At 73.7% G+C, this 25,866-nt stretch carries 26 protein-coding genes; 7 read left to right on the forward strand and 19 right to left on the reverse strand.

Features of this window, described 5'->3' with window-relative positions:
- Positions 1 to 130: 130 nt before the first annotated feature.
- Complete coding sequence (argS, locus tag ACIBSW_RS13560) at positions 131 to 1,789, forward strand: arginine--tRNA ligase (protein WP_354719207.1); 1,659 nt, start codon at positions 131 to 133, stop codon at positions 1,787 to 1,789.
- Here argS and ACIBSW_RS13565 read toward each other — a convergent pair.
- Positions 1,725 to 2,744: an RDD family protein gene (locus tag ACIBSW_RS13565; RefSeq protein WP_354719209.1), complete on the reverse strand. Its 1,020-nt coding sequence runs from the start codon at positions 2,742 to 2,744 to the stop codon at positions 1,725 to 1,727. The two genes, argS and ACIBSW_RS13565, sit on opposite strands and share 65 nt — an antisense overlap.
- A gap of 40 nt (positions 2,745 to 2,784) precedes the next feature.
- Here ACIBSW_RS13565 and ACIBSW_RS13570 point away from each other — a divergent pair, with 40 nt between their 5' ends.
- A complete protein-coding gene (locus tag ACIBSW_RS13570; RefSeq protein WP_354719211.1) occupies positions 2,785 to 3,780 on the forward strand; it encodes a stage II sporulation protein M in 996 nt (331 codons plus the stop codon).
- 173 nt (positions 3,781 to 3,953) lie between these two features.
- On the opposite strand, the gene ACIBSW_RS13575 is transcribed toward ACIBSW_RS13570, so the two are convergent.
- The gene (locus tag ACIBSW_RS13575; protein WP_354719213.1) at positions 3,954 to 4,856 is read right to left on the reverse strand and encodes a LysR family transcriptional regulator; all 903 of its coding nucleotides are present in this window, start codon (positions 4,854 to 4,856) and stop codon (positions 3,954 to 3,956) included.
- Between the two features lie 112 nt (positions 4,857 to 4,968).
- On the opposite strand from ACIBSW_RS13575, the gene ACIBSW_RS13580 reads away from it, so the two are divergent.
- Complete coding sequence (locus ACIBSW_RS13580) at positions 4,969 to 5,673, forward strand: type 1 glutamine amidotransferase domain-containing protein (protein ID WP_354719215.1); 705 nt, start codon at positions 4,969 to 4,971, stop codon at positions 5,671 to 5,673.
- Between the two features lie 10 nt (positions 5,674 to 5,683).
- On the opposite strand, the gene ACIBSW_RS13585 is transcribed toward ACIBSW_RS13580, so the two are convergent.
- Complete coding sequence (locus ACIBSW_RS13585) at positions 5,684 to 6,436, reverse strand: class I SAM-dependent methyltransferase (protein WP_354719216.1); 753 nt, start codon at positions 6,434 to 6,436, stop codon at positions 5,684 to 5,686.
- Between the two features lie 20 nt (positions 6,437 to 6,456).
- Positions 6,457 to 7,611 (reverse strand): PQQ-binding-like beta-propeller repeat protein, encoded by a 1,155-nt coding sequence (locus ACIBSW_RS13590; protein ID WP_354719218.1) that lies wholly within the window; start codon positions 7,609 to 7,611, stop codon positions 6,457 to 6,459.
- An 83-nt stretch (positions 7,612 to 7,694) separates the two neighbouring features.
- Between ACIBSW_RS13590 and ACIBSW_RS13595 the strand changes: the two genes are divergently transcribed.
- On the forward strand, positions 7,695 to 8,471 hold the full coding sequence (locus ACIBSW_RS13595) for an HAD hydrolase-like protein (RefSeq protein ID WP_354719220.1): 777 nt from the start codon (positions 7,695 to 7,697) through the stop codon (positions 8,469 to 8,471).
- 7 nt (positions 8,472 to 8,478) lie between these two features.
- Here the strand turns inward: ACIBSW_RS13595 and ACIBSW_RS13600 are convergent, their stop codons facing one another.
- The 6 genes from ACIBSW_RS13600 to ACIBSW_RS13625 are packed head-to-tail and all read right to left on the reverse strand — an operon-like array spanning position 8,479 to position 14,025.
- Positions 8,479 to 8,931 carry a pyridoxamine 5'-phosphate oxidase family protein gene (locus ACIBSW_RS13600; protein ID WP_354719222.1) on the reverse strand — a complete coding sequence of 151 codons (453 nt, stop codon included), beginning with the start codon at positions 8,929 to 8,931 and terminating at the stop codon, positions 8,479 to 8,481.
- A 26-nt stretch (positions 8,932 to 8,957) separates the two neighbouring features.
- Positions 8,958 to 10,277, reverse strand: a complete 1,320-nt coding sequence (locus ACIBSW_RS13605) for a DUF58 domain-containing protein (RefSeq protein ID WP_354719224.1) — start codon at positions 10,275 to 10,277, stop codon at positions 8,958 to 8,960.
- Positions 10,278 to 10,281: 4 nt separating this feature from the next.
- Positions 10,282 to 11,256, reverse strand: a complete 975-nt coding sequence (locus ACIBSW_RS13610; protein WP_354719226.1) for a MoxR family ATPase — start codon at positions 11,254 to 11,256, stop codon at positions 10,282 to 10,284.
- A complete protein-coding gene (locus ACIBSW_RS13615) occupies positions 11,253 to 12,617 on the reverse strand; it encodes a DUF4350 domain-containing protein (protein ID WP_354719228.1) in 1,365 nt (454 codons plus the stop codon). Before ACIBSW_RS13615 ends, ACIBSW_RS13610 begins: the two co-directional genes overlap by 4 nt.
- Complete coding sequence (locus ACIBSW_RS13620) at positions 12,614 to 13,192, reverse strand: DUF4129 domain-containing protein (protein WP_354719230.1); 579 nt, start codon at positions 13,190 to 13,192, stop codon at positions 12,614 to 12,616. The genes ACIBSW_RS13615 and ACIBSW_RS13620 overlap by 4 nt, the downstream gene beginning before the upstream one ends.
- Positions 13,189 to 14,025: a hypothetical protein gene (locus tag ACIBSW_RS13625; protein WP_354719232.1), complete on the reverse strand. Its 837-nt coding sequence runs from the start codon at positions 14,023 to 14,025 to the stop codon at positions 13,189 to 13,191. Before ACIBSW_RS13625 ends, ACIBSW_RS13620 begins: the two co-directional genes overlap by 4 nt.
- Before the next feature lie 160 nt (positions 14,026 to 14,185).
- Here ACIBSW_RS13625 and ACIBSW_RS13630 point away from each other — a divergent pair, with 160 nt between their 5' ends.
- A complete protein-coding gene (locus ACIBSW_RS13630; protein ID WP_354719234.1) occupies positions 14,186 to 15,985 on the forward strand; it encodes a 5'-nucleotidase C-terminal domain-containing protein in 1,800 nt (599 codons plus the stop codon).
- A 126-nt stretch (positions 15,986 to 16,111) separates the two neighbouring features.
- On the opposite strand, the gene ACIBSW_RS13635 is transcribed toward ACIBSW_RS13630, so the two are convergent.
- From ACIBSW_RS13635 to ACIBSW_RS13655, 5 genes are all read right to left on the reverse strand, one after another.
- Positions 16,112 to 17,248 carry a hypothetical protein gene (locus tag ACIBSW_RS13635; RefSeq protein WP_354719236.1) on the reverse strand — a complete coding sequence of 379 codons (1,137 nt, stop codon included), beginning with the start codon at positions 17,246 to 17,248 and terminating at the stop codon, positions 16,112 to 16,114.
- 190 nt (positions 17,249 to 17,438) lie between these two features.
- Positions 17,439 to 18,281 carry a MerR family transcriptional regulator gene (locus ACIBSW_RS13640; RefSeq protein ID WP_354719238.1) on the reverse strand — a complete coding sequence of 281 codons (843 nt, stop codon included), beginning with the start codon at positions 18,279 to 18,281 and terminating at the stop codon, positions 17,439 to 17,441.
- Between the two features lie 44 nt (positions 18,282 to 18,325).
- The gene (locus tag ACIBSW_RS13645) at positions 18,326 to 19,813 is read right to left on the reverse strand and encodes a serine/threonine-protein kinase (protein ID WP_354719239.1); all 1,488 of its coding nucleotides are present in this window, start codon (positions 19,811 to 19,813) and stop codon (positions 18,326 to 18,328) included.
- Between the two features lie 139 nt (positions 19,814 to 19,952).
- Positions 19,953 to 20,519: a YdeI family protein gene (locus ACIBSW_RS13650; protein ID WP_404799326.1), complete on the reverse strand. Its 567-nt coding sequence runs from the start codon at positions 20,517 to 20,519 to the stop codon at positions 19,953 to 19,955.
- A gap of 38 nt (positions 20,520 to 20,557) precedes the next feature.
- Positions 20,558 to 21,043, reverse strand: a complete 486-nt coding sequence (locus ACIBSW_RS13655) for a hypothetical protein (protein ID WP_354719242.1) — start codon at positions 21,041 to 21,043, stop codon at positions 20,558 to 20,560.
- Positions 21,044 to 21,382: 339 nt separating this feature from the next.
- Here ACIBSW_RS13655 and ACIBSW_RS13660 point away from each other — a divergent pair, with 339 nt between their 5' ends.
- A complete protein-coding gene (locus ACIBSW_RS13660; protein WP_354719244.1) occupies positions 21,383 to 21,751 on the forward strand; it encodes an STAS domain-containing protein in 369 nt (122 codons plus the stop codon).
- A 127-nt stretch (positions 21,752 to 21,878) separates the two neighbouring features.
- Positions 21,879 to 22,748 (forward strand): serine/threonine-protein kinase, encoded by an 870-nt coding sequence (locus tag ACIBSW_RS13665; protein ID WP_354719246.1) that lies wholly within the window; start codon positions 21,879 to 21,881, stop codon positions 22,746 to 22,748.
- Between the two features lie 4 nt (positions 22,749 to 22,752).
- Here ACIBSW_RS13665 and surE read toward each other — a convergent pair whose 3' ends face one another.
- The 4 genes from surE to ACIBSW_RS13685 form a co-directional block, all read right to left on the reverse strand.
- Entirely contained in the window at positions 22,753 to 23,577 is an 825-nt protein-coding gene (gene surE, locus ACIBSW_RS13670) for a 5'/3'-nucleotidase SurE (RefSeq protein WP_354719248.1), read from the reverse strand.
- Positions 23,574 to 24,512 (reverse strand): PfkB family carbohydrate kinase, encoded by a 939-nt coding sequence (locus ACIBSW_RS13675; RefSeq protein ID WP_354719250.1) that lies wholly within the window; start codon positions 24,510 to 24,512, stop codon positions 23,574 to 23,576. Before ACIBSW_RS13675 ends, surE begins: the two co-directional genes overlap by 4 nt.
- A gap of 47 nt (positions 24,513 to 24,559) precedes the next feature.
- Positions 24,560 to 24,871 carry a hypothetical protein gene (locus tag ACIBSW_RS13680; protein WP_354719252.1) on the reverse strand — a complete coding sequence of 104 codons (312 nt, stop codon included), beginning with the start codon at positions 24,869 to 24,871 and terminating at the stop codon, positions 24,560 to 24,562.
- Between the two features lie 77 nt (positions 24,872 to 24,948).
- Entirely contained in the window at positions 24,949 to 25,863 is a 915-nt protein-coding gene (locus ACIBSW_RS13685; protein ID WP_354719254.1) for a cation diffusion facilitator family transporter, read from the reverse strand.
- Positions 25,864 to 25,866 lie beyond the last annotated feature (3 nt).

Here is a 25,866-nt window from a genome sequence, read left to right on the forward strand (position 1 = left end):
CGGATGACCTCCCTCCGGTTGAGCTAGCACGTTCCCAGCCGGTGGGTCGATCCCGCCGGCGCCGCAACCCGCACTGACCGCACGGGCACCGATCGACCCGCCTTGCCGCGTACCGTCGATTGGATTGTCAATGAATCTCGAAGCCCTGCTCGCGTCCCGGCTCGGCGCCGCGTTCTCCCAGGTCGCGGGCGCGACCGTCGACCCGGCGGTGCGCCGCTCGCGGCACGCCGACTACCAGTCCGGCGCGGCCCTGCCGCTGGCCCGGCGGCTGGGCACCGCACCCCGCGAACTCGCGGCCGAGGTGCTCGCGAAGGCCGACCTGGCCGGCGTCGCGACGGCCGAGGTCTCCGGCCCCGGCTTCCTCAACCTGCGGCTGGACGACGAGGTGATCGCCGCCGCCGCGGACGAGGTCGCCGCCGACCCGCGGCTCGGCGTGCCGCCGGTCGCGCGCCCGGAGCGGATCGTCGTCGACTACTCCTCGCCGAACATCGCCAAGGAGCTGACCATCGGGCACCTGCGCTCGACCGTCATCGGCGACGCGGCCGCGCGGCTGCTCGAATGGCTGGGTCACGACGTCGTGCGGGCCAACCACCTCGGCGACTGGGGCACTGCGTTCGGCCTGCTCATCGAGCATCTCGGCACCGGCGACCCGGCCGGGATCGGCGATCTCACGGCCTTCTACCAGGCCGCGCGCCTGAAGTTCGACACCGACGAGGGGTTCCGGACCCGGGCCCGGCTTCGGGTGGTGGCGCTGCAGGCCGGCGACGAACCGACGCTGCGGCAGTGGCGGCACCTGGTCGGCGCGTCGCAGCGCTACCTGCTGCTCGCCTACGACCGGATGGACGTCACGCTCGGCCCGGAACACTTCGTCGGCGAGAGCTTCTACAACGACCGGCTGGAGTCCGTCGTTGCCGAGCTGACCGCCAAGGGGCTGCTGGTCGAGAGCGAGGGCGCGCTCTGCGCGTTCCCGGCCGGCCGCACCGGCCGGACCGGCGATCCGCTCCCGCTGATCGTGCGCAAGAGCGACGGCGGTTTCGGGTACGCGGCCACGGACCTCGCCGCGCTGCGGTACCGGGTACGGGAGCTCGGCGCGACCCGGCTGCTCTACTTCGTCGGCGCGCCGCAGCGGACACACTTCGAGATGGTGTTCGCGGTGGCGGCGGCCGCCGGCTGGCTGCCCGACGGCGTGACGGCCGAGCACGCCGGCTTCGGCTCGATCCTCGGCACCGACGGCAGGATGTTCCGCAGCCGGTCCGGCGAGTCCGTCCGGCTGGCCGCCGTCGTGGACGAGGCGATCGCCCGCGCCTCGGCGCTCGCGCCCGAGCCGGAGGTGGCCCGGGCCGTGGGCGTCGGCGCGATCAAGTACGCGGACCTGTCCGGCGACCGGATGTCCGACTACGTCTTCGACTGGGACCGGATGCTGGCGCTGACCGGCAACACCGGGCCGTACCAGCAGTACGCGTACGCCCGGATCCAGGCGATCCTGCGCAAGGCGGGCGGGTCCGAGGGTCGGATCCGGCTCGGTGCGGGCGCCGAGCGGGCCCTCGCCCTGGAACTGCTCGGCTTCGCGCCGGTGGTCGAGCAGGCGGCCCGGTCGCTGGAGTTCCACCGGCTCGCCGGCCACCTGTACGGCGTGGCGCAGTCGTTCAGCGCCTTCTACGAGAGCTGTCCCGTGCTGAGCGCGCCCGCGGGCGTACGGGAGAGCCGCCTCGCCCTCTGCGCGCTCACGGCCCGGACCCTGCGCCAGGGCCTGGATCTACTGGGGATCTCCACGCCGGAGCGGATGTAGGGGAGGGGTCCGGCCGGCCCTGCTCCAGGACGACGCCGAGCAGCGGCCGGTTGCTGCCCGCCGGGTCCCAGGACGGGTCGGTGACGGCCGGCTGCGCCCAGGCGAGCCGGCCGAAGCCGGGCCAGATCCGCTGGGTCAGCGCCCGGGTCGCGTGCACCCGGGCGCCGGCCCGGCGGCGGCGCTCGGCGAGCACGGCGCTGAGGAACATCCAGTGCGGCGTGCCGGGCGGCGGCTGCTGGGCGATCTTCTCCGCGACCTCCTGGGCCAGCCGGTAGGCGAACCGCTCGTTGTGCGGCCGGCGGATCGCCGCGGCCCGGGCCAGGTAGTGCCGGGCGGCGAGCGCCAGTTCGTCGTCGAGCCCGCTCAGGTCCAGCCCGGACGCCCAGCCGGCGAGCTGCGGCGGCATGGCCGGCACCCAGCCCCACGGCGCGGGCGAGCGCTCGTGGATGACGAATGTGCCCGCCGCCTGGTCGCCGAGGCGCCGGCCCTGCGGCGAGACGAGCATCGTGGTCAGCGCCACCGCCCAGGTCAGCGGCGGGAACAGCAGGCCGGGCCACTCCACGGCGGCGCCGACCAGGGCCCGGGTCAGCGCGTGCCGCAGCCGGATCGGGCCGCCGTCCACCCGGACCACCCGCAGCCCCATCGCCCGCTTGCCGGGGCTGCGGCCGTTGGTGAGCGTCTCCACGACGGTCGGATAGGCGATGAGCACGACGATGATCGAGATCGTGACGGCGGCGTCCATGAACGCCCCGTCGGCGACCCGGTCCGGCAGCATCGCCGCCACGATCCCGCACAGGGTGATCATCAGCACCACGAGCAGGCCCTGCAGCGCGATGTCCAGGATCAGCGCGAGCCCGCGCGAGCCGACCCGGGCCGGCCGCACGTCGACCTCGACGGCCTCGCCGTTGACGAGCGGATCGTCGCGCCGCCCGGTGGTCGTCGCCGCCACAGTCATGCGGGTAGTTAACCCGATGGGCGTTGGCTACGCTGCGCCGGTGGACCTGGACGCGTACGTCGCCGAGCGCCGCGGTGAGTGGAACAGGCTCGAGGCGCTCGCCCGCCGCCGGCGCCTCTCGCCGGACGAGGCGGACGAACTGGTCCTGCTGTACCAGCGCGCGGCCACCCACCTCTCGGTGGTGCGCAGCCACTCGCCCGACCCGGTCCTGCTCGCCCTGCTGTCGCAGCTGGTCATCGCGGGCCGCTCGGCGGTGACCGGCGGCCGGCGCTTCTCCTGGCGGCCGGTGGCGCGGTTCTTCACCTCGTCCTTCCCCGCACAGCTCTACATCGCCCGGTACTGGTGGCTCAGCGTCATGGTGGTCAACGTGCTCGCCGGCTGGGCGCTGATGTGGTATTTCTCCACCAACCCGGACATCGTCGGCAGCTTCGCCAGCGGCGAGGCGCTGCGGAGGTACGCCGAGGAGGACTTCGTCGGCTACTACAGCGAGTTCCAGGCGCAGAACTTCGCGGCCAGCGTCTGGTCGCACAACGCGCTGATCGCCGCGCAGTGCCTCGCCTCGGGCGTGCTGATCCTGCCGGTGCTGTACATCCTCGGCCAGAACCTCTTCGCCATCGGCATGACCGGCGGCGTGATGATCTACGCCGGGCACGGCGGGACGTTCTTCACCATGATCCTGCCGCACGGTCTGCTCGAGCTGACGTCGATCTTCGTGGCCGCCGGGGTGGGCCTGCGCATCGGCTGGGCCTGGATCGCACCCGGCCCGCACCGCACCCGGGGCCAGGCCCTCGCCGAACGGGCGCGCGCCGCGATGCTGGTCGCGCTCGGCCTGGTCGGGATGCTCGGCGTCTCCGGGCTGCTGGAGGCGTACGTGACGCCGTCCGGCCTGCCCGACGCCGTGCGGATCGGAATCGGCGCCGCGGTGTGGCTGGCGTTCATGGTCTACGCGCTCGGCGTCGGCGGCGCCGCACACCGGGCCGGCGAGACCGGCGCCCTGGCCCCGGAACACGACGTGACCCCGGTACCGACGGCCTGAGCGCGCCCTCCACCGCGACCGGCGTGAGTGCGGCAGAAGGCTGCCGACCGCCGGGACCGCCACCGGTGCGCGGCCCGGATTACCGCGCAGCGTAGGCGTGGTTCGGACCGTGAGCGGGTCGAGGACGTCGTTGCTGCGGTTGTCTACCCCGCTCCGCGTACGGGAAAAAGGGTCTAAAGGGAACCCCACTGGCGGGCGCGGTCCAGCAGGAGCCCGTGGACCGCGGCGATCGTCGGGTCGTGCCGCCGGCCCGCGGCCACCGCGAGGAAGATCGTGTTGAGCGGATCGACCTCCGGGCGGTGCAGCTCCAGCACGGACCCGGTGCTCAGGGCCGCCTCGGCGAGAAACCGCGGCAGGACCGACACCCCGGCCCCGGCGACCACCGCGGCGAGGACCGCCCGCAGGTCCGGCGCGGTCAGGACCACCTCGTTGGGCGGCCGGCGGCCGAACTCGGAACGCCAGTAGCGCCGGATGATCGGCAAATCCTCCGCGTACGCGACGAGCGGCAGGTGCGCGAGCGCCCGCAGCGGATCGGTGGCCAGCGCCGCCGGGTCGACGGTGCGGGCCAGCGACGGCGGGCCGAGCAGCACGAACTCCTCGTCGATGAGCGGCGTCGCGAGCAGGCCGCGGGCCGTCGGCCGGATCGCGGAGACGACCAGGTCCAGCTCGCCGCGGGCGAGCGCGGTCAGCAGGTCGGCGGCGAGTCCGAAGCTCGCCCGGACCCGCAGCCCGCCCTCGACCAGCGGGGCGAGCGCGGGCAGGATGCGGGCGGTCATGCCCTCGGCCGGGCCGCCGATCCGGATCGTGCCGAGCGGCTCGGGCGCCGGTTCGCCGGTGGCCAGCGACCGGCGCAGCGCGTCCAGGTGCGGCCCGGCGCGGCGGGCGAGGTCGTCGGCGCGCTCGGTCGGGGTGGCGCCGCGGTGCGTGCGCACGAACAGGGGCGCGCCGACCTCCCGCTCGAGGCGGGCCAGCTGGCCGCTGATCGCGGGCTGGCTGACGCCGCGCAGGCCGGCGGCCGCGGACAGCGAGCCGGTGCGGTAGATGTCCAGGAAGACCGCGAGCAGATCAAGGTCCATGTCCGCCGCCTGTCATAAGGATTCTTATATCACTTCGCGGGTACGGAGATAGTTTCCCTATGAGGGCCGGGCACCCGGCCCGCCCGATTCACGAAGCTTCGAAGGAGACCCGATGTCCTCGGTACTCATGGTCGTCACGGCGGCGGACTCGCTCACCCTGGCCGACGGCGGCAGCCACCCGACCGGCTTCTGGGCCGAGGAGGTCGCCGCGTCGCACCGGATCCTGCGCGAGGCCGGCCTGGACGTGCGGATCGCGACGCCCGGCGGCCGCCCCGCGCCGGTCGACCCGATCAGCCTCGACGAGCGCGGCGGCGTCTCCGCCGAGGACGCCCGCGAGCTGCGCGCCTACCTCGACTCGATCTCGGCGGAGCTGCAGCGTCCGCTGGTCCTCGCGCAGGCGCGGGCCGCCGACTACGACGCGGTCTACCTGCCGGGCGGGCACGGGCCGATGGCCGACCTGGCCACCGACCCGGACCTGGCGCGGATCCTCGCCGAGGCGGACGCCCGCCGGCTGACCGTCGCGGCCCTCTGCCACGGCCCGGCAGGGCTGCTGGGCGCCGTCGGCGCGGACGGGCGGTTCCTGTTCGCCGGGCGCCGGCTCACCGTCTTCACCGACGACGAGGAGCGCCAGGGCGGACTCGGCGACCGCACGCCCTACCTGGTGGAGTCGCGGCTGCGCGACCTGGGCGCGGTGATCGAGTCCGGCCCGGCCTGGAGCAACACGGTCGTCAGTGACGGCAACCTGATCACCGGCCAGAACCCCCAGTCGAGCGCCGACACGGCCCGCGCGGTCGTGACCTCCCTGCGCAAGGGCTGACGCCGCGGCGTCACGAGGCGACCACGAACAACCGGTCCGGGGTGCGGCGGCCGACGCCGGCGGCGATGTCGATGTGCCGCATGCCGTTTCGCCGCAGCGCGGACGCCAGCTCGGCCCGGGACCACGGCCGCATGGTGAAGTCGTAGGTGGAGCACGTCGTGGCCTGGCCGTCCACGACGAGCTCATACCGTTCCTCCACCTGGAGCAGCCCTCGCTGCCAGGTGGTGCGGGCGGAGAACCTCAGTTTGCCGGCGTCGCCCAGCTCGGCGACGACGCGCCGCTCGCCGCCGTCGGCCCGGAGCCTGGAGGCCTCCGCCTCCCTCACGTCCAGGAAGAGCAGCCCGCCCGGCAACAGGCAGGCTGTCAGCGATCTGACCGCCGCGTCGCGCTCGTCGTCGGTGGTCATGTCGTTGAGGACGCCCCGGCAGGTCACGGCGTCGTAGCGGGCGCCGGGATCCATGGCGCACAGGTCGACCAGCAGCGCACGCGCGTCTGGGCAGCGCGCGCCGGCCCGCGCCAGCAACTCGCGGGAGGCGTCCGCGAGATCGACCCGATGGCCTCTGCCGATGAGGGCCGCGGCGTGCCTGCCGGTGCCGCATCCGGCGTCCAGCACCGCGGCCCGGTGCCGGCCGGCCCGCACGAGCCGGTCATGCACCGCGTCGGTCCACGGCTCGACCGGGTCGGTGATCAGCGCGTCGTAAGCGTCGGCGTGCAGGCTGTAGAAGGGACGCTCGGCGCTGACCCGCGCGGACGAGGAAGCCACCCGGTGACGTTAACCGGGCGTCAGCGAATCGCGTACGCGGTGAGCAGCCCCTCGTTGGCCTGGTAGAGCATGCCGCCTGTCACGGCGACGTCGCCCTCGAACGCCGGCACGTCGTCGATCACCTTGCCGCGCTCGGCGTCCAGGGCGACGTCGCCGGCGTAGACCAGGCCACCGGCCACCAGCGGCTGACCGGCGAAGCTCGCCAGTTTCCGGCTCCAGACCCGCTTACCCGTACGGGCGTTGAACGCCGTGACGGTCTGGTCGGACGAGCGGTACACCCGGGCGCCGTCCGTCGCGATCGGCGCGTAGGACTGCCCGGGCGGCGGCGCAGTCCAGCGAGGGGAGCCGTCCTTGACGCTGACGGCCGCCAGCTTGTCCTTGGCGTCGGCGCCGTAGAACGTGTCGCCGGCCGGGCTCGCGGCGTCGGCGGACAGGTAGCCCTTCCTGGTCCAGCGCACGGCACCGCTGGTGATGTCGAAGGCCACCGTCTCGCCGGCCCGCACGCCCTCGTCGTCGGTGGTGAATGCCGGGACGGTGCCGTCGGCGGAGACACCGGCGGCGCGGCGGTTCTCCACCCTCCACAGCTGCTTGCCGTCGCGTACCCGGTAGGCCACGGTCTGCGTGTCGCCGTAGATGTCGGTGTCCGAGGCCAGGATCACGCCCTTGTCCATCACCAGGCCGCCGACCAGCGGGGAGGCGCCGGCCCAGCGTCGCTTCCCGGTCGCCACGTCGAGCGCGATCACCTGGGAGTTCGGGTCGCTCATCGAGTAGCAGTCGTTGTATCCGGCGACGAGCAGGCCGCCGACGATCGCCATCCGCGGGGGATTGCCCTCCCCGAACTCGTCCCAGTCGAAGCTCCACTTCTTGGCGCCGGTCGCCGCCGAGTACGCCGAGATCCCGGCCTGATCGCCGACGAAGATGCGCCCGCCGGCGATCACCGGCGCGCCGAATCCGGCGCAGCTGTCACCCTTGCGCAGCGGCACCGACCACTTCTTGGCGAGCCGCCCGACCGTCGCCGCGGTGATCACGTTCTCGTGCGGGTTGAAGTAGCTGTTCTCGGCGTCGTAGCCGACGTGCTCCCAGCGCAACGGCGCCGGCGCGGCGGCGGCCGGCGTCGCGCCGGTGGCCAGGATCAACGACAGCGCGGCGGCCGGAACTCGGACAAATACCTGCATATTAGTAACTTATGTGGCATAACAAGCCTTCGATGGGGCATTCGGCAAATATGCCGGTGGTCGCCCGGAGATAAGGTGCAGCCGTGGAATCGCAGACGGTCCTGCTCGACCTGGACGGCACGCTCCACGAGCACGGGGATCCGATACCGGGCGCGGCGCGGGCGATGGCGGAACTCCGGCGCGCCGGCCACGTGGTGCGGGTGTTCACCAACACCGACTCGCAGCCCGAGGCGACGCTGCTGCACCGGATACAGCGGCTGGGCATCCCCGTCGCGTCGGGGGAGCTGTTCACGCCGGTCACCGCGGCGCAGCGGGTGCTGGCGTCGGCGCCCGGCTGCCGGGTTCTCGTCCTCGCCGACGAACCAGTGCGGAACGAGCTGGCCCGTCACGGGCGGCTGGTGAGCCCCGACGAGGCGCCGACGGCCAGCCACGTCGTCATCGGCGACTGCCGGCAGACGCTGTCCTACCCGTACCTGGACGCCGCCTTCCGGGCGGTGCGGGCCGGCGCCGAGCTGATGGCCCTGCAGCGCGGCCGCTACTACCGCGCGGCGGACGGGGACCATGTGGACACGGGCGCGGTCGTCGCCGCCGTCGAGTACGCCGCCGAGCGGCCGGCGCGCGTGCTGGGCAAGCCCAGCCAGGACTTCCTGCGGCTCGCCACGGAGTCGGCGCGGCCGTGGGTGGTGGGCGACGACCGCAGCACCGACATCGAGATGGCGAACGCGGGAGGCGCGATCAGCGTCCAGGTGCGCACCGGCAAGTACACCGACCAGCGCGACAACGACGCCCTGGCACGGGCCGCGCACGTCATCGACTCGGTGGCCGACCTGCCGGAGCTGATCGCCCGGCGCCGCCCGTGAGCCGCGATCAGGCCAGCCAGGCGCCGTCGCGCATCAGGGTGCGGCCGGGGATCTCGTTCACTTCGCGCCAGGCCTGTACCCGGGCCGGCACCAGAACGAGGAAGACGTAGGAGTCGCCCGCCGTACGCGGATCCCAGTCGCTCTGCGCCGCGTAGGCATCGCCCACCGCGCCGGCGTCGGCGACCGGGATCGTGCGCTCCAGCGAGGCATCGATCATCACCACGTCGCGGGTGTGCCCCAGCGCAAGCCGGGCATCGCCCCGCGCGACGAGGTTGCGGGCGGTCGGCGAGTCCCGCGCCGTGGCGAGCACGATCCGGTCGTCGAACCAGGCCATCGTGAGCGGCACCAGGTACGGACCGTCGCCGTCGGAGGTGGCCACCCACGTGTCGGCGACCCGCGCGCTCAGCTTCTCCAGCACGTCCGCCTTGCGCCGCTCTGAGGTCCGCGGTTCGTCAGCCATGCCACATCTCACCACGCGGGCCGCGGCTACAGCCGTCCGGCCGCCTTGAGCATCAGGTATACGTCGGCGACCTTCGAGGCGAAGCCGTCGCGAAGCTCGTCCACCACGATCACGCCCTGCTGCTCCAGCAGGGCGCGCACCCGGCCGCGCTCGGCCAGCGCCAGCTCGGCGGCCGCGGCGACGTGCACGGCCTCGGCGGTGGCGTCCACCTCCGGCAGCTGGGCCAGCTGCGCGGTCTCCGGGTCGCGGACGCTGGCCAGGACGATCCGGTGGCGGGTGGTCAGGCGGGTCAGCATCGGCAGCAGGCCCTCGACGATCGGCGCGGCGTCCAGCGCCGAGAAGATCACCACCAGCGAGCGCTTGTGGTCGCGGCGCAGCAGGTCGGCCACGGCCAGGCCGAAGTCGGTCTCCACCAGCGCCGGCTCCAGGGCCGCCATCGAGCCGATCAGCCGGGGGAGCTTGGTGCGGTGCCCGCCACCCTCCACCTTGGCCCGCACGACGGTGTCGACCGCCAGCAGGTCGACCCGGTCGTCGGCCTTGGAGGCGAGCACCGCCAGCAGCAGCGCCGCGTCGATCGCGGCGTCGAGCCGGGGTTCGTCGCCGATCCGCGCCGCCGAGGTCCGGCCGGTGTCCAGCACGCAGACCACCCGGCGGTCGCGCTCCGGGCGCCAGGTCCGGACCACCACGTCATGGGTACGGGCGCTGGCCCGCCAGTCGATCGAGCGGACGTCGTCGCCGATCACGTACTCGCGCAGCACGTCGAACTCGGTGCCCTGACCCCGCCCGCGGGTCACCACGGCGCCGTCGAAGATGCGCAGCCGGGCCAGCTTCTCCGGCAGCAGCCGCCGGGACGGGAAGCGCGGCAGCACCCGCAGCGTCGACTCCGGGGTGACGGCGTCGTTCCACCGCTGCCGCCGCTGCCGGTACGCGAGGCCGAGCGGACCGCACGAGCGCAGCGTCACCCGCACGGCCGGCCGGTCGCCGTGCCGGGTCGGCGTCAGCGTGGTGACCACCTCGCGCTGTTCGCCGGGCGGCAGGTCGAGCCGGTGTTCGGCGTTGCCGGCGCCCGCCGAGGGCACCCAGCGGTCGCGCAGCCGCAGCCGCATCCGCCGGTCGCCGGCGTTGCCGACGGTCAGCGTCGCCGCGGTCGTCTCGCCCAGCCACACCGTCGCCTCGGCCTCGCGGCGCAGCGTCACCCCGGTCAGCGGGGCCGCGATCAGCAGGTCCAGCACGGCCGCGGCGGCGGCGAGCCCGGCGACGGCGAGCGTGGCGAGCCACGGCGACCCGACCAGCGCCGGCAGCGGTACGCCGAGCGCCAGCAGCAGCGCGAAGCGCCTGGTGACCACGCGCTCAGCGGGGTGCGGGCACGGCGCCCAGCACGGTCCGCAGCACCGAGTCGGTCGAGACGCCGTCCAGTTCGGCCTCGGCGCGCAGCCGGACCCGGTGCCGCAGCGTCGGGACGGCGAACGCCTTGACGTCGTCGGGCAGCACGTAGTCGCGCCCGCTGAGCCAGGCCCGGGCCTTCGCGACGGCCAGCAGGGCCGTGGTGCCGCGCGGCGACGCGCCCAGCTCCAGCGCGGGGGAGGTCCGGGTGGCCCGGCACAGGTCCACCACGTACTCCAGCACCGGCTCGGCGACGGCGACCCCGCGGGCGGCGGCCCGGCCTGCGGCCAGGTCGGCGGCGGTGGCGACCGGTCCGACGCCGGCGGCCTTGAGGTCGCGCGGGTCGAAGCCGTTGTGGTGCGCCCGCAGCACGCCCAGCTCCTCGTCGCGCTGCGGCAGCGGCACGGCGAGCTTGAGCAGGAACCGGTCGAGCTGCGCCTCCGGCAGCGGGTACGTGCCCTCGTACTCGATCGGGTTCTGGGTGGCGACCACGATGAACGGCTCGGGCAGCCGGCGGGTCTCGCCGTCGGTGCTGACCGTGCGCTCCTCCATGGCCTCGAGCAGCGCCGCCTGCGTCTTCGGCGGGGTCCGGTTGATCTCGTCCGCGAGCAGCAGGTTCGTGAAGATCGGGCCGGGCCGGAAGTTGAACGCGGCGCTGCGCGCGTCGTAGACCAGCGAGCCGGTCACGTCGCCGGGCATCAGGTCCGGGGTGAACTGCACGCGCTTGGTGTCCAGGTCCAGCGCGGCGGCCAGTGCGCGGACCAGCAGCGTCTTCGCCACGCCGGGCACGCCCTCGAGCAGCACGTGGCCGCCGCAGAGCAGTGCGATGACCACGCCGCCGACCACGGCGTCCTGGCCGATGACCGCCTTGGCGACCTCGTTCCGCAGGCGCTGCAGCGCATCGCGGGCCGCGATGGCCTCCACCGGTACGGAAGACGTCACGTCACTATCCCCTCGTCAGGTCCCTGTCGCCAGTTCTGCCGCCCGGTCACGTAGCGGACCAGGTTCTGCACGGTCGTCGCGGCGCGGGCCAGTTCCTCGTCGCTGTCCTCGACGCCGCCGCCGAGCATGTGCCGCACCTCGGTGACCGGCCGGCCGATGACGGGGGCGACGCGCTCGGCCACCTCGTCCACGCCGGCGTCGGGCGGCATTCCGAAGTGCTCGGTGAGCCGGCGACAGGCGGCCGCTTGCAGCGTCGCGAGCGAGTTGCCGCGCGCGCCGGCCCGCCGGTACAGCCCGCCGAGGCCGCGTACCGTCTCGGCGGCCCGGACCCGGACCGGCAGGGGCTCGGCGACCGGCGCGCCCAGTCGCCGCGCCGAGGCGGCGGCCAGGGCGAGCGCGGCCAGCGCGAGCAGCGCCAGGGTGGCCCAGACCGCGGGCGGGAAGGCCCTGGCCAGAGGACTGTCGGTGACCGGGTTGCCGCCGCCCTGCGCCTGGTCGCTCTGCCCGCCGTCCGGCTCGCCGTTGCGGTCGCCGTTCCCGCCGCTCTCCGGATCGTCGGCCGGATCGCCCGGCTGCCCGCCGCCGGGCTCGTCGCCGGTACCGCTGCCGGGCTCGCCCGCCGGATCGGTGCCCGGTTCCGGCTCCTCCTGCGGGAAGAGGTCGGTGACCGGGTCGGGCTCCCGTTCGTGCAGGTCGAGCCAGATCACCCGGGGGTCGCGCGCCAGCAGGCCGACGGCGAGGGCCTGGTTGCCGTGCTCCCCGGCGCGGTCGTTGCGGAACGGGTCGGCGGCGCCGATCAACGTGATCGCGGCGCGGGCGGTACTCAACTCGACGAGGCCGTCCCGGTAGCACCGCACCGCGTCGTAGCCGCGCGGGTCGTAGCTGCGGCGCAGCGCGGCGGCCGGCCCGGCCGCGCCGGCGAAGCCCGCCGAGCAGCCGGGCTGCGGCGCCGCGGCCGTCCAGCGGGGCCCGCCCACCGCGATGTCGAAGCCCGCGGTCCGCACCTGCTGCGCCTCGGGCGCCACGAAGATCACCCGCAGCTGCGGCGGCAGCGACGCCAGCCGGCCGAGGTAGACCGGATTGACCAGCTCCGGCGTCGTCACCAGGATCGTCGCGGGGCCGCCCGAGGCGGCGGCGGCCAGCGCGTCGGTGCTCGTGGTCCGCACGTCCACCTGTACGCCGCCGGCGGTCAGGCGGTCGGCCAGCAGGCGCGCGCCGTCACCCGCGTCGCTGGTCGGCGAGAGGTAGGACGCGTCGGTCGGGTCCGGCTGCTGCACGACGTGCGCGATCGCGGTGATCGTCACCAGGCCGGCGACGACGGCGAACGGCAGCGCGAACCGCAGCCGGCGGCGGGGCCTCACGGTGTGCCCTCGCGCATCCGCAGGCGCACGTCCCCGGTGAGGGAGCGCATGCGCTCGTCGTGTGCGGGCAGGGCGGTGCGGTCGCCGTACCAGATCTCCGAGAAGAGGTCGGTCGCGCCGCCCAGCGAACCGGCCACCGCCGGGCGGTGCGCGGCCGCCGCGGCCGCGACCTCGGCGGCGGTCGTGCCGGGCAGCGGCGCGACGACGCCCGCGGCGGTCAGGTCGCCGACGATGTCACGCAGCCGCTGCCGGATGGCCTCGGCGTAGCGGCCCTCGGCGGCGAGCCGGTCGGCCAGCAGGGTGCCGTCGGCGAGCACCACGGTCGGCGCGAAGGCCGGCTCCGGCTCCGCCTCGGCGGCCTTCGGTTTTCCGGTACGCCGAAAGCGCGGCAGCCGCAGCCGCGGCAGCCGGAACCGGGGCATCCGCCAGCGCGGCCACCGGCGCGGCACCCACGCGGGGAACCAGTACCAGAGCGCGCCGGTCAGCCCGGCCAGCAGCAGCATGAGCAGCAGCAGGGTCTGCGGCGGCACGACGTCGAAGACCGCGGCCGCGAACTCGTCCCAGGCCCGGGTCATCTCGTGTACACCAGGGGAGCGGAGTCGTCCTCGCCCCGCGCCCGCGCCCGCCCGATGGCGATGTCGAGCCCCTCGGTGCGGATCCGCGTCTCGAGCGACACCACGGCGGCGACGCAGGCGAGCGCGGCGTAGGCCACCGTGTTGGCGATCGCCCAGGACGCCGGGGTGACCCAGCTGAGCCAGGCCGGGTCGCCGCCGCTGATCAGCGACAACAGCGTCACCCATCCGCTGCCCAGCGCGAGCCGGACGGCGAACCAGGTGACATAGGCGGCCAGCAACGTCCAGAAGCCGCGAAGGCCGCCCCGGGCGGCGAGCCCGGCGGAGCGCCCGAGCGCGGTGAACGGATTGGCGGACCGGTCGATGACCAGCACCGCGGTGGCGAAGCCGAACAACCCGAACAGGATCAGCCACGGCACGGCGCCGAACAGGAACCCGGCCCCGCCGGGGACGCCGAGCAGCACCGCCGTGCAGACGGTCGCGACGGGCCGGGTCCGCGGCCAGAGCTCGCGGTGCCGGACCGAGCGGCCGATCAGCGCGGGCCCGGCGGCGGCCGCGGCGAGCGCGCCGAGCAGCGTGAGGATGAAGGCCTCGGTGGCGAACCCGGCGGCGGTGGCGGCCCACCACGCGCCGAAGTGGCCGCGGGCCGGCCCGTAGTAGGGCGGGGTGGCGAACACCGCGGTACGCAGGGAGACCATCAGGACCTGCTCGAGCACGGCTAGCACGGCGGCGGCGGCGAGCAGCGGGACGGCCCGAGCACGCAGGAGCGAGATCGCCGCGTCCAGGGTCTCGCCGAGAGTCATGGGACGCAGCGGCAGATCCGGCTGCGCAGGCATGGCGGCGATCCTACGAGATGCCCGCTCCCGGTGGTATTTCGCGCCGCCGGGCGAGGCCATCGACGTCTGCCGGTTGACCTCGCCTGCCGATGCATCGGCGGTTATGGTGCCTCTTGGGCGCCCACGAGGCGCCCCGCTACCTCCCTTCGAAAGGTTCCCGATGACCCTTCCCGCAGGCGTTTCGCGGCGCGGCGTGCTTGCCGCCGCCGCTGCCGGAGCCGCCATACCCCTCGTTCTCGGCGAAACCGCCGAGGCCGCGCCGGCGCACGGCCATGGTCAGCCCGCCCCGAAGACTTACGACCTCACCGTGCTCGGCACCTCCGACACGCACGGCAACGTCTACAACTGGGACTACTACAAGGACCTGGAGTACGACGACAGCGCGCACAACGACGTCGGCGTGGCCAAGCTCGCCGGGCTGGTGAACCAGATCCGGGACGAGCGGCGGGGCAAGGCGACGCTCGTGCTCGACGCCGGCGACACGATCCAGGGCACGCCGCTGGCCACGTACTACGCCAAGCAGGAGCCCATCACCACGACCGGCGAGCGGCACCCGATGGCCCGGGCGATGAACGTGCTGCACTACGACGCCGTCACCCTGGGCAACCACGAGTTCAACTACGGACTGCCGCTGCTCAACCTCTGGATCCGCCAGCTCGGCTTCCCGGCGCTGGCGGCCAACGCCGTCGACGTCCGCACCGGCCGGCCGGCCTTCACGCCGTACGTGATCAAGAAGGTCTCGCTCGGGCACCGCGCGCCGACGCTGCGGGTCGGGATCCTGGGCCTCACCAACCCGGGCGTGGCCATCTGGGACAAGGCCAACGTCGAGGGCAGGCTGCGCTTCGACGACATGGTCGCGACCGCCGCGAAGTGGGTGCCGATCATGCGGGCCCGCGGCGCCGACCTCGTGCTGATCTCCGCGCACGGCGGCGACAGCGGCACCTCCAGCTACGGCCCGGAGCTGCCCAACGAGAACCCGAGCGCGCTGATCGCCGAGCAGGTGCCGGGCATCGACGCGATCCTGTTCGGGCACGCGCACGCCAGCGTTCCGCAGCGCTTCGTGACCAACGCCGCGACCGGCGCGCAGGTGCTGCTCGCCGAGCCGTCGCGGTGGGGCCAGCGGCTCGTCCGGATGGACTTCACCCTGACCCGCGACCGCGGCCGGTGGACCATCACCGAGAAGAAGTCGGACCTGCTGAACACCAACACGGTGGCCGAGGACCCGAAGGTGCTCGCGGCGGTACGCGCGCAGCACGCCAAGACGGTCGCCTACGTGAACCAGGTCGTCGCCACGTCGACCGAGGAGCTGTCCGCGGCGGAGTCGCGCTACAAGGACACGCCGATCCTGGACTACATCAACAAGGTGCAGACCGACACGGTGACGGCGGCCCTGGCCGGCACCGCGTACGCGGCTCTGCCGGTGCTGTCGATCGCGGCGCCGTTCAGCCGCACCGCGGTGTTCCCGAAGGGCGACGTCAAGATCAAGGACGTGGCCGGGCTCTACATCTACGACAACACCCTCGAGGCGGTCGTGCTGACCGGCGCCGAGGTGCGGGCGTACCTGGAGTACTCGGCGAAGTACTTCGTGACGCTGCCGGTCGGCGCGACGCCGGACCCGGCGACGCTCAACGACCCGAAGGTGCCCGACTACAACTACGACGTGTTCTCGGGCGTCGACTACGACATCGACGTCAGCCGGCCGGTCGGCGACCGGATCACCCGCCTGGAGATCGCGGGCGCGGCGGTGGCGGCGGACGCGCAGTTCGTGGTGGCCGTGAACAACTACCGGCGCAGCGGCGGCGGCAACTTCCCGGGCATCGTGAAGACCCAGGTCTACAACGCGCAGCAGGAGATCAGGCAGCTGCTGATCGACTGGGCGCAGGCCAAGGGTGAGATCAACCCGGCGGACTTCTCGGTGCCGAACTGGCGGCTGGTCCGCGAGGGCGTTCCGGTCTTCTGATCTGAAGTGAACGGCAGGTGCCGTCGTGATGCTCCCCCCGGAGCACCACGACGGCCACCCGCCCACCCCAGCAGGTCCATGCACCAGCGGGGGACTATCTCGGCGGCGCCGATCGGGCGCCGTGCGTCAGTCCGCGGACCGGGACACCCAGGTGCCGTCGGCGTCCGCGGTCAGCGTGAGCGTCGCGGTGCGCCCGTCGTTGAGGGTCAACCGGCACAGGTACTCGCGCATGCCGTCGGCGCCGCGTTCGGCGATGGCCCGGCACTCGGCCTTGTCCGCGGTGATGTTCGCCTTCTGGAGCTGGCCGTCGTGCAGGACGGAGTCCTCCACCGCCGCGAGTCGCTGACCCTCACGGATGTCGGTGAAGAGCGGCTCGATGACCACCGCGCCGACCACGAACCAGATGAACGAGGAGGCGGCGAGCGTGACCAGGAACGTGACCCAGTAGGGCGCGGTGCTGTTGCGCCCGCGCCGGGCGTCGGCCGCGCGGCGGGCCGCGGAGATCACCCCGAGGACCCCGAAGAGCAGGGTGAACACGGTGACCGGCCAGACCGCCGGCGGGTGGGCGCGCGAGGCGTTGCGCATCTCGTCCGGGTACGGGACCAGCAGGCTGCCGTGCTCGGTCGCCGGCTGCGCGGGCACCGTGTGCGCGGTGACGGGGCTGAGCTGGGCCGTGGCCGCCCACGGGGGCGAGGTCGGATACGCCGAGGGCGCGGCCCCGGCAACCGGCGCCGGGCCGCCCGCCGGGCCGTAGCCGGACGGTGCGTAGCCGGTCGGGGCGTAGCCGGCCGGGGCACCTGCCGGGGCGTAGCCGGCCGGGGGATACGGGCCGGGCCGGGCCGGGCCGCTCGCCGGGAGGGACGGAGCGACCGCGGGCGGGTAGGCGACCTCCCCGCCGGGCAGGTGGGCACCGTGCCGCCGCAGGCCGCTCGTCTCCGGGTAGCCGTCGTCGTCCGCGTCGCCGCCGCCCTGCGGGGCGCCGGCGGGCGTCGCCTCCGGCGCGTAGGCGGGCGCGGCGCCGCCCTGGTGCTGCCCGGACGCCCCGAGCTGGACGCCGGCGACGGTCAGCTGCGGGTACGGCACCGGCTCGGGAGAGTAGGCCGCGCCCTCCTGCGGGTACGCCACGGCCCGGAACCCGTCGGCCGGGCCCGCGGGCGGGGAGGAGACGGACGGCGCGTAGTGATCCGGTGCCGGCGGGTACTGTGCGTAGCCTGTGGCGAACCGCGGCAACTCCTGCGTGCCGTACGGATCCTGCGAGGTCATGCGGGGCCTTTCCGGTAGCGGCTCGGGAGCAATGCCGTGCCAGTGGCCCAACTCATCGGCCTGCGGCCGCTGGAGTTGAGCACTCCTTGCCGCCCAAGCCCGCACCACCGGCCGATCGGCCTGTTCGTGCGCACCGGCCCGCCCGGTCAGCCCATTCCGCTCGGCCCGCCCGCCCCGCCCGGGGTCGCCGTCAGGTGGCCGGCGCCACCGCCACCTGCATCTCGGTGATCCACTTACTCAGGTCGTCCATCGGGCAGTCCAGGTAGATCTCGCGGGCGTACCCGCTGCCGACCGTCTGGTAGCCGCTGTCGTCGATCCAGTTCGCGATCAGCTGGCCGGTGCGGAACGCCTCCGACATCGGGCCGTGGTGCAGCAGCGTCGCGGCCCGCTCGACGGCCGGCAGGTCGACGACCTGGAAGCCCGGGTCGGCCGGCACGTCGCCGGTGATCGGGAACGCGGCGTGCACGGTGATCGACTCGTCGCCCGGGCCGCTCGGGTCCGGCAGGTAGTAGGCCATCGGCGGACCGCTGATCGTCACGCCGCCGCTCTCCAGCCGCTCGATGAGCTGCGGATACAGCGGGCTGAGCGCGGTGCTGATGTCCGGCCCGTCGTAGCTGGAGGCGGGCGCCGACAGCTCCGCGACGCGTACCGCCGGGATGTTCTTGAGGATGACGTCCCCGGTGTCCATGTGTCCCTCCGTCTCGATCAATCGCAGACGCGCGTCGACCAGGGCCAGCCGTGCGGTGCCGGCGGCCATCTCCTCGGCGAGCTGGGCCCGGCGCAGGCGCAGCATGCCGCGCAGCTCACCGGTGTCGACCTTCTCGTCGATCAGCACCTGGACCTGCTGCAGCGTGAAGCCGAGGTCCTTGAGCGCGATCACCCGGTTGAGCAGGGCCAGCTGCGCGGCGGTGTAGTACCGGTAGCCGCTGGACTCATCGACACGGGCAGGGCGGATCAGGCCGATCGCGTCGTAGTGGCGCAGCATGCGCACCGACACACGGCCCAGGGCGGCGAAGTCTCCGATACTGAACATGTTCTCCTCACCTTGGCGTCTGACACCGTGTGAGGGTCAAGCGTTCAGTTGCCGGTGAGGGTGCCGCCGCCGTCGCCGCCCTCCGGCGGCTTGGTCGGCTCGGTCGTCGTCGCCGGCGTGGTGGGCGGGGTGGTCGAGGTCGGCTCGGTCGCCGGCGGGGTGGTCGGCTCGGTCGTCGCCGGCGGGGTGGTCGGGGTGGCCGTGGCGGACGCGGTCTTGCTCGGCGGCGTCGTGCGGTTGGACCGCGGCGGGTTGTTCGGCTGGTTCTGGTTCCGGGTCGGTGCCACGGTCGGCTCGAGCGGCTCCTCGGACTCCTCCGGGTCGGCGCTCGGTCCCGCCGGCACGACGCCCTTGTCGGAGTTCGGGCCGCTCTCGTTGCCGCCGGGCTGCATGGCGATCGCCAGGGCCAGCCCACCGGCCACGATGAAGAGCCCGATCACGGTGAGCAGCACGGCGAGCTCGTTCCACGACCGGCCCCGCCGGCGGGGGAACGTCTCCGGCATCGCCGGCGCGGCCTCGAGCAGGTTGCGCTGACCCGGCAGGACGCGGCCCGGCGCGGCCGGGCTCATCGGCCGGGTGAGCGCCGTCCCGGTCAGCGAGGCGCCGCCCAGCGTGGTGCCGGCCGACGCGGGGCTCAGCATCGACGGGCGGCGCAGGGACGTCCCGGTGAGCGAGGCGCTGGTCTGTCCGCGCCAGTCGAGCGCTCCGGAGGCGGCGAGCGCGGCGTCGGCGAACTCGGCGGCGTTGGCGAACCGGTCGTCCGGGTGCTTCGACATCGCGCGGCTGATCAGCTCGCGCACGGCCGGCGGCACCACGTTGGCCGGCAGCGGCTCCGGGTCGTCCTCGAGGTGACGCAGCGCGACCTGCAGGGCGTTGTCGCCGTCGAACGGCGGGTGCCCCGCGATGCAGTGGTACGCGACCGCGCCGAGGGCGTACACGTCCGTCGCCGGGGTGACGTTGCCCTTGGCGACCTGCTCGGGCGCCATGTACAGCGCCGTGCCGACGATCGCGTTGAGGCCGGTCACGCTGGTCACGGCGGCGGAGCGGGCCACGCCGAAGTCGACCAGGATCACGGTGCCGTTGGGCTTGACGATCAGGTTGCCGGGCTTGACGTCGCGGTGCACGGTGCCGTTCTCGTGCGCGGCGTGCAGGGCGTCGCCCGCCTGCGCCACGATCGACATGGTCTCGGCAACGCCGAGGCGGCCCTGCTCCTTGAGCCGGGTGGAGAGCGGCTCGCCGTCCACATACGCCATCACGAGGTAGGCGCAGTTGTCCTCGTCGTTGGCGTCGCCGGCGCTGTAGTCGTAGACCTCGACGACGCCGGGGTGGCGGAAGGCGGCCATCATCCGCGCCTCGCCGTAGAAGCGGGCGGCGAACTCCGGGTCGGCGAGCATCGCGGTGCGCAGCACCTTGACGGCGATCGTGCGGCCGAGCACCACGTCGGTGCCGCGCCACACGTCACCCATGCCACCGGTGGCGATGCGCTCGTCCAACCGGTAGCGGTTGTCCAGGAGACTTCCCGAACTGAGCACCAGCTGGACCTATCTACTCGGGTGTCGGCACGGACGGAACACGACCTGCTCCGGCCGAGCTGTTGGCCGGGCACAACTGTACAGATTCACGGTGCTTCCCGGGGAGGTCGGTCGGTTGCGGAACGGACGCGAAGATCATTCATCTGCGAGTCAGTGGCGGTACCGTGCGTCCGGCCGCCGAGTCGGCGATGAGCTGAGCCAGGCGCCGCTCCCGGGTGTCCGCCCGTTTTGCGCTGACCACCCAGTGCGTCGCCGCGCGGCGGTAAGAGGCCGGCTGCGCTGAGAACCACTCCCATGCCCCCTCCTCGCTCTTGAAGCTCGCCGTCTGCCGTTCATCGAGAACAACGCCGGCGGGCTGCTCATATGAGTAGGCCGCCACCCGTTCGGGTTTGCGGTTCTCGAACGCCAGCAGGCCGGCCGGATGCATTTTGCCCACCGCGGTCAACTCGGCGATCTTGGCGACGTTGATCGCGCTCCACACGCTGCCCCTGCGCCGGGGCGTGAACCGGACCTGGTAACGGTCCTCGTCGATGCGCCGGCCGATGCTGTCGATCCAGCCGAAGCAGAGCGCCTGCTCGATGGCCTCGTGGTGCTGGACCGTCGGCCGACCGGTGTGCTTCTTGTAGTAGCCGACGAACAGCTCGGGCGCGTCGGCGTGGTGCTCGGCGAACCAGGCGCGCAGCTCGGCCGCGTCGGCGAAGAACACAGGCTCCATGCCCGGAGCCTAGGGGCGGGGTGCGACAGTCAGTTGTCGTACGCCGGAGTGATGATCGTGGCCGTCTCGGCCCGCTCCAGCTCCTCGTTCTCCGCCTGGCGCTGCACCGCGGCCTGCGCCGTCGACGCGGCGGCCCAGCCCAGCGCGGCACCGATCAGGCCGGCGCCGACGATCAGGCCCCAGGGCAGGCCCGGCCGGCGCCCGGCCAGCGCGTTCGCGGCCAGGTTGGCCCGGGCCCACGCCTCGTCGCTCACCGTGTTCAGCGCGCTGCCGGCCCGGTCGGCGAGCCGGGAGGTGCGCCGGGCCGTCCGGTGTGCCAGCCGCGAGCTGCGGCGCCCGGCCCGGCCGGTGAGCCTCGACGCCTGTGCGCCGGCCGCCGACGCGCCGGTGCCGGCCAGGTCCGCGGTGTGTCTGCCGGCGTCCATCACGCCCTCGCCGGCCGTCGCCATGGCCGACGCGAGGTAGTCCCAGGCCTGTGCCGCGGTGCGCTCGGCGGTGCTCCTGCGCGAGAACATCTTCCGTTACCTCCTGCGATCGCCGAACCGGCATTGGGCGTTCGCCCGCAAGGTTGCCCCGCCCGGGCCGGGGGTAAACCCCGGTGTATGTCCGGAGCCGCTCGGAAATTCGACGGGCCTCGGCGGGATTAAACGGTGGACATGGCTGGTTACGCTTGCAGCGGTTAAAGACGTGGCACACAGCCACCTGCCAGGTTCGGGCACTACGGTTCAGGGCAGTTTCACCGGACCCGACGGGGGTGGTCTCCGCTGCCCCCCGGATGAGGACGGCCTCGGTTCGGGCCGCCCTCGTTTCGAGGAGAAGACGCCTGGATATCCCGGGCGGGTGGAGGTATTGGCGTGACGCTGTCGATAACGACGTCGACGCTGCCCGATCGGGTGGTGGAGATCTCACCGAGCGGCGAGATCGACGTCGAGAACGCGTACCAGATCAAGGACGCCGTGGCGGAGCTGCTCACCGCGGGACACCCCGAGCGCATCGAGCTCGACATGCACGCCGTGGCATTCATCGACTCCGTGGGCATCAGCGCCCTGGTGGCCGCCTTCCAGCTCGCCAGCGTCAGCGGCGTCAAGCTGGTGGTCACCCGGCCCAGCCGGTTCGCGCACCGCCAGCTGTGGGTCACCGGCCTGCTCGGCCTCTTCGGCGCACCGGAGCCGTGCACTGATTGTCCGGATCCTTCCCGGCCGGCGCTCGCCGCTCGGCCCTGACCACGGTCTCCGGCGGGATGACTGGTCCGGGATCCCGCCGGCCCGACCGGGTGAAAAAAGGTTCGTTGTCTTAACCATCGCCGAGATGCTTGTCGATGCCATCGGCGGTAGGGGATAGTGCCAATTCGTGGCGCAACTTCCGATGGGCACCGCGATCCTCGGGCGATATGTGCTGATCTGCGCCATCGGTCAGGGCGGCGTCTCGACCGTGTACTCGGCCGTTGACGCCCGCCGCGGCCGCAAGCTCGCGATCAAGGTGCTGGCCCCGAGCCTGGCCGACGACCGTCGGGCCCGCGAGGACGTCCGCCGCGAGGCACTGATCACCGATCGGCTGCGGCACCCGAGCGTGCCCCGCGTCTTCGAGTACGGCGAGGCGCCGCTGCCGGACGGCACCGTGGTCCCGTACGTGGTGTTCGAGCTGCTGGCCGGCGTGCCGCTGACCGAGTTGCTGGCCGGCGGCCGGCTGGACTGGCCCGAGGCCGTGCGGATCGCCGCGACGGTCGCCGACGTGCTGGCCGTCGCGCACCGCCGCGGCGTGGTGCACCGCGACCTGAGCGCCCGCAACGTGATGGTCGGCGCGGGCGCCATAAAGATCATCGACTTCGGGCTGGCCACTGCCGCGCTGCGCGCCGGCGAACCCGGAGTGCGGCCGATCGTGGTGCGCGGCGACAACCGCCGGGCGCCCTCGCACCCGAAGACGGCGTTCGCCCGGCCCGCGGACGACGTGTACACGCTGGGCGTGCTGCTCTACGAGATGCTGACCGGCCGGTCGCCGTACCCGTCGGCGATCGCGGCGACGATCGTGGCCGCCGGCCGGGTCGCCTACCCGGCGCCGACGCCGGTCCTGGCGATCCCGGGCCTCCCTCCGGAGCTGCGCGACCTGGTCCGCGCCTGCATGGCGAAGCGGCCGGAGGGCCGACCCCGCAGCGTGGACGCCGCCCTGGCGCTCTGGCGGATCCTGGACGGCGCGCCCCCGCCGGACCCGAGCGTCAACTGATCGGCTAGATCGCCGGCGTCTGCACCACGATCGACTCGAGGTTGAACGTCACGTCCGTCGCCTCGGCCGGCGACCGGATCGGTGTCACCACCGCGAAGCCCTCGGCCAGCGCGGCCAGGTCCGTGCCCGCCTCGACCGGCTCGTCGGCGGCCTGCACCGCGGTACGCACGAAGCCCTCGCCCGCCTCGGCGATGCTCATCTGCACCTGGCCGAACCGGGCCAGCCCGGCCCGGCGCAGCCCGCGGATGCCGTCCACGTGCAGGTCCGGCACGTTCAGGTTGAGCACGGTGCCGACCGGCGTGTGCGTCAGCGTGGGCAGCAGCTTGATCGCCAGCTCGGCCGCGCTGTCCCAGTGCCGCTTCTCGTCGTCGATGCCGTCGACCTCGACCTCGCCCTTGGCGTTGGCGGGGGTGAGCACGTCCAGGGAGACGGCGAGCCCGTGCAGGCCGGCGTGGGACGCGGTCAGCGTTGCGCCGACCGTGCCCGAGTGCACGACGGCCGCGCCCGCGTTCGCGCCCCGGTTGACCCCCGCGAAGACGATCGTCGGCGGCGGCCCGAAGGCGCCGCGCAGGGCCAGCAGCACGATGTAGGCGGGCGACGCGGCCACCCCGTACGCGGGTACGTTCCTGACCCCGGTCAGCTCGCGCTGCTGCACGACGATCTTGCCGTTCTGCTCGACGGCCGTCACCGCGGCGCTGCTGCCGCTCGCCTCGGTGAGCGGCGCGGCGACGACGACGTCGAGGCCCTGGCGCGCGGCGGAGCGGGCCAGGTGCCGGAGCCCGGGCGAGTCGATGCCGTCGTCGTTGGTGATCAGGATTCGTGGCGTCATGCCGGCACCTTCGTGTCGAGGGGCGTCAGTCTCACCCGTTCGGTCAGCACCTGGACCGCGTCGAGGCGCCCGGTGCCGAGCCCGTGGCGGGTGACGTTGAGCGCCCCGGCGGCGGCGCCGGTACGCACGGCGTCACCCGGGGTCCCGCCCTGAGCCAGCACCGCCGCGATGCCGGCGGTCATCGAGTCGCCCGCGCCGCGCGGCTCGGTGGCGATCATCCTGGGCATGTCCACCTCGTACACCCGGTCCTCGATCAAGGCCAGCGCGCCCTTGTCGGCGCGCGAGACGAGCGCCAGCCCGGCGCCGTCCTCCTGCAGCCCGTGCAGCGCGCCGGCCAGCGAGTCGGTGGAGTCGTCCGCGACCCGGCCGTCGCGCAGGAGCTCCTCGTGGCTCACCTTGACGACGTACGGCCGGGCCTCGAGCGCGGCGCTCAGGTGCGCGCCCGACAGGTCGACGATCACCTTGCAGCCGTTGGCGCCGAGGTCGGTGGCGAGCCGCCGGTACACCTCGGCGGGCACCAGCGAGGGGTGCGCGGGCCCGCTGAGCACGGCGATGCCCGACCGCAGGCCCTCGGCCAGCGCGAGGCTGTACAGCTCGTCCATCTCGTGCCGCGACAGCGGCCGGCCGGGATCCGCGGCGAGCTCCGCGCGCTCGCCGCCGCGCCGGTCGTGCACGTACCAGCCGCTGCCCGAGTCGCGCCTGGTGGTCTTGAGCGTCACGCCCTCGAACCGCAGCAGCGGCTCCAGCACCTGCCCGACCTCGCCGCCGACGGCCGCGCAGAGGGTGACCTGCGCGCCGAGCAGGGTGATCATCCGGGCCTGCCAGACGCCTTGGCCGCCGGGGTGCACGTGCAGTTCGGCGTGGTCGTTCTGCTGCTCGAGCGCCACGGTCAGCTGGGGCGCGGGCACGAACACCATGACGCCTCTGTGGCTCATGGGATCAGTCTCGCGGACGGCACGCCGCGCCGGGCCGGATCCGCGAATTAGCGGGCGAGGCCCTCCGTGAGCTCCTGTACGGCGCTGATCAGGTCGGGGCGCCGGCGCATCAGGTCCTCGAGGCGGACCCGCCACCTGGCGACCTCGACGTCGGCGACGGTGTGCTCGTCGCTGTCGCTCTGCACCGTCGCGGTCTGCAGCCGCTGGCGGGTGTTGGCCAGTTCGCCGTACCAGTCGGTGCCGAGCTTGCCGAGCATCTCGGTGGCGAGCGCGCTGTACTCCGCGCTGCCCGCGGCCCCGACGAAGGCGCGTGCGCCGTCCCAGGCGACCTTGGGCTGATGGATGACGATCCGAGCCATAACGTCCCCCCGCGATTTGGCGTCATCGAGGAGTCTAGGCAGCTCACGGCCGCCCTCGTGTGGCTTCGCCGCGGTTGCTACCAGCCCGCCGGCGTGCAGGACCCGCCGGTGGTGACCGGCTCGACCTGCAGGGTCGCGTGCTCGATCTCGAAGTCGTCGTGCAGCGCCTCGCGGGCCGTGGCCAGCACGGTGCCGAGCTCGGCCGCGGGCTCGAGGCGCAGGTGCGCCGAGGCGACGTCCATGCCCGAGGTGAGCGTCCAGACATGCAGGTCGTGCACGTCGCGCACGCCGGGTACGGCCGCGAGCCGGTCGCGCACCACCGCGACGTCGAGGTGCGCGGGCGCGGCCTGGACGAGGATGCGCACCGCCGAGCGGCCGAGGGCGAACGTGCGCGGCAGGATCATCAGAGCCACGATCACGGCGACGATCGGGTCCGCGTACGACCAGCCGGTGACCGCGATGATCCCGGCCGCGACGATCACGCCGACCGAGCCGAGCAGGTCGCCGACCACCTCGAGGTACGCGCCGCGCACGTTCAGGCTCTCCTTGGCGCCCGAGCGCAGCAGCAGGAACGCGACGATGTTGACGACCAGGCCGCCGGTGGCGACCAGGAGCATCGGCCCGGCGGGCACGTGCGGGGGATCGGCGAACCGGCGCACCGCCTCGATCAGCACGTAGATCGCGACGCCGGTCAGCAGCAGGGCGTTGGCCAGGGCGGCGAGCACCTCGAGCCGGTAGAGCCCGAAGGTGCGCTGCGAGTCGACGCCGGCCCGGCCGGCGGCGGTGATCGCGGCCAGCGCCATCGCGATGCCCAGCACGTCGGTGAACATGTGCCCGGCGTCGGAGAGCAGCGCCAGCGAGCCGGTGAGCAGCGCGGCGGCGGCCTCGGCCAGCATGAACGCGGCCAGCAGCCCGCCCGCGAGCCAGAGGCGGGACCGGTGCCGCTCGCCGGCGCGCAGCGCCTGGCCTCCATGGTCGTGCCCGGCTCCCATAGG

This window comes from Actinoplanes sp. NPDC049668, assembly GCF_044465445.1.
Taxonomy (GTDB): domain Bacteria; phylum Actinomycetota; class Actinomycetes; order Mycobacteriales; family Micromonosporaceae; genus Actinoplanes.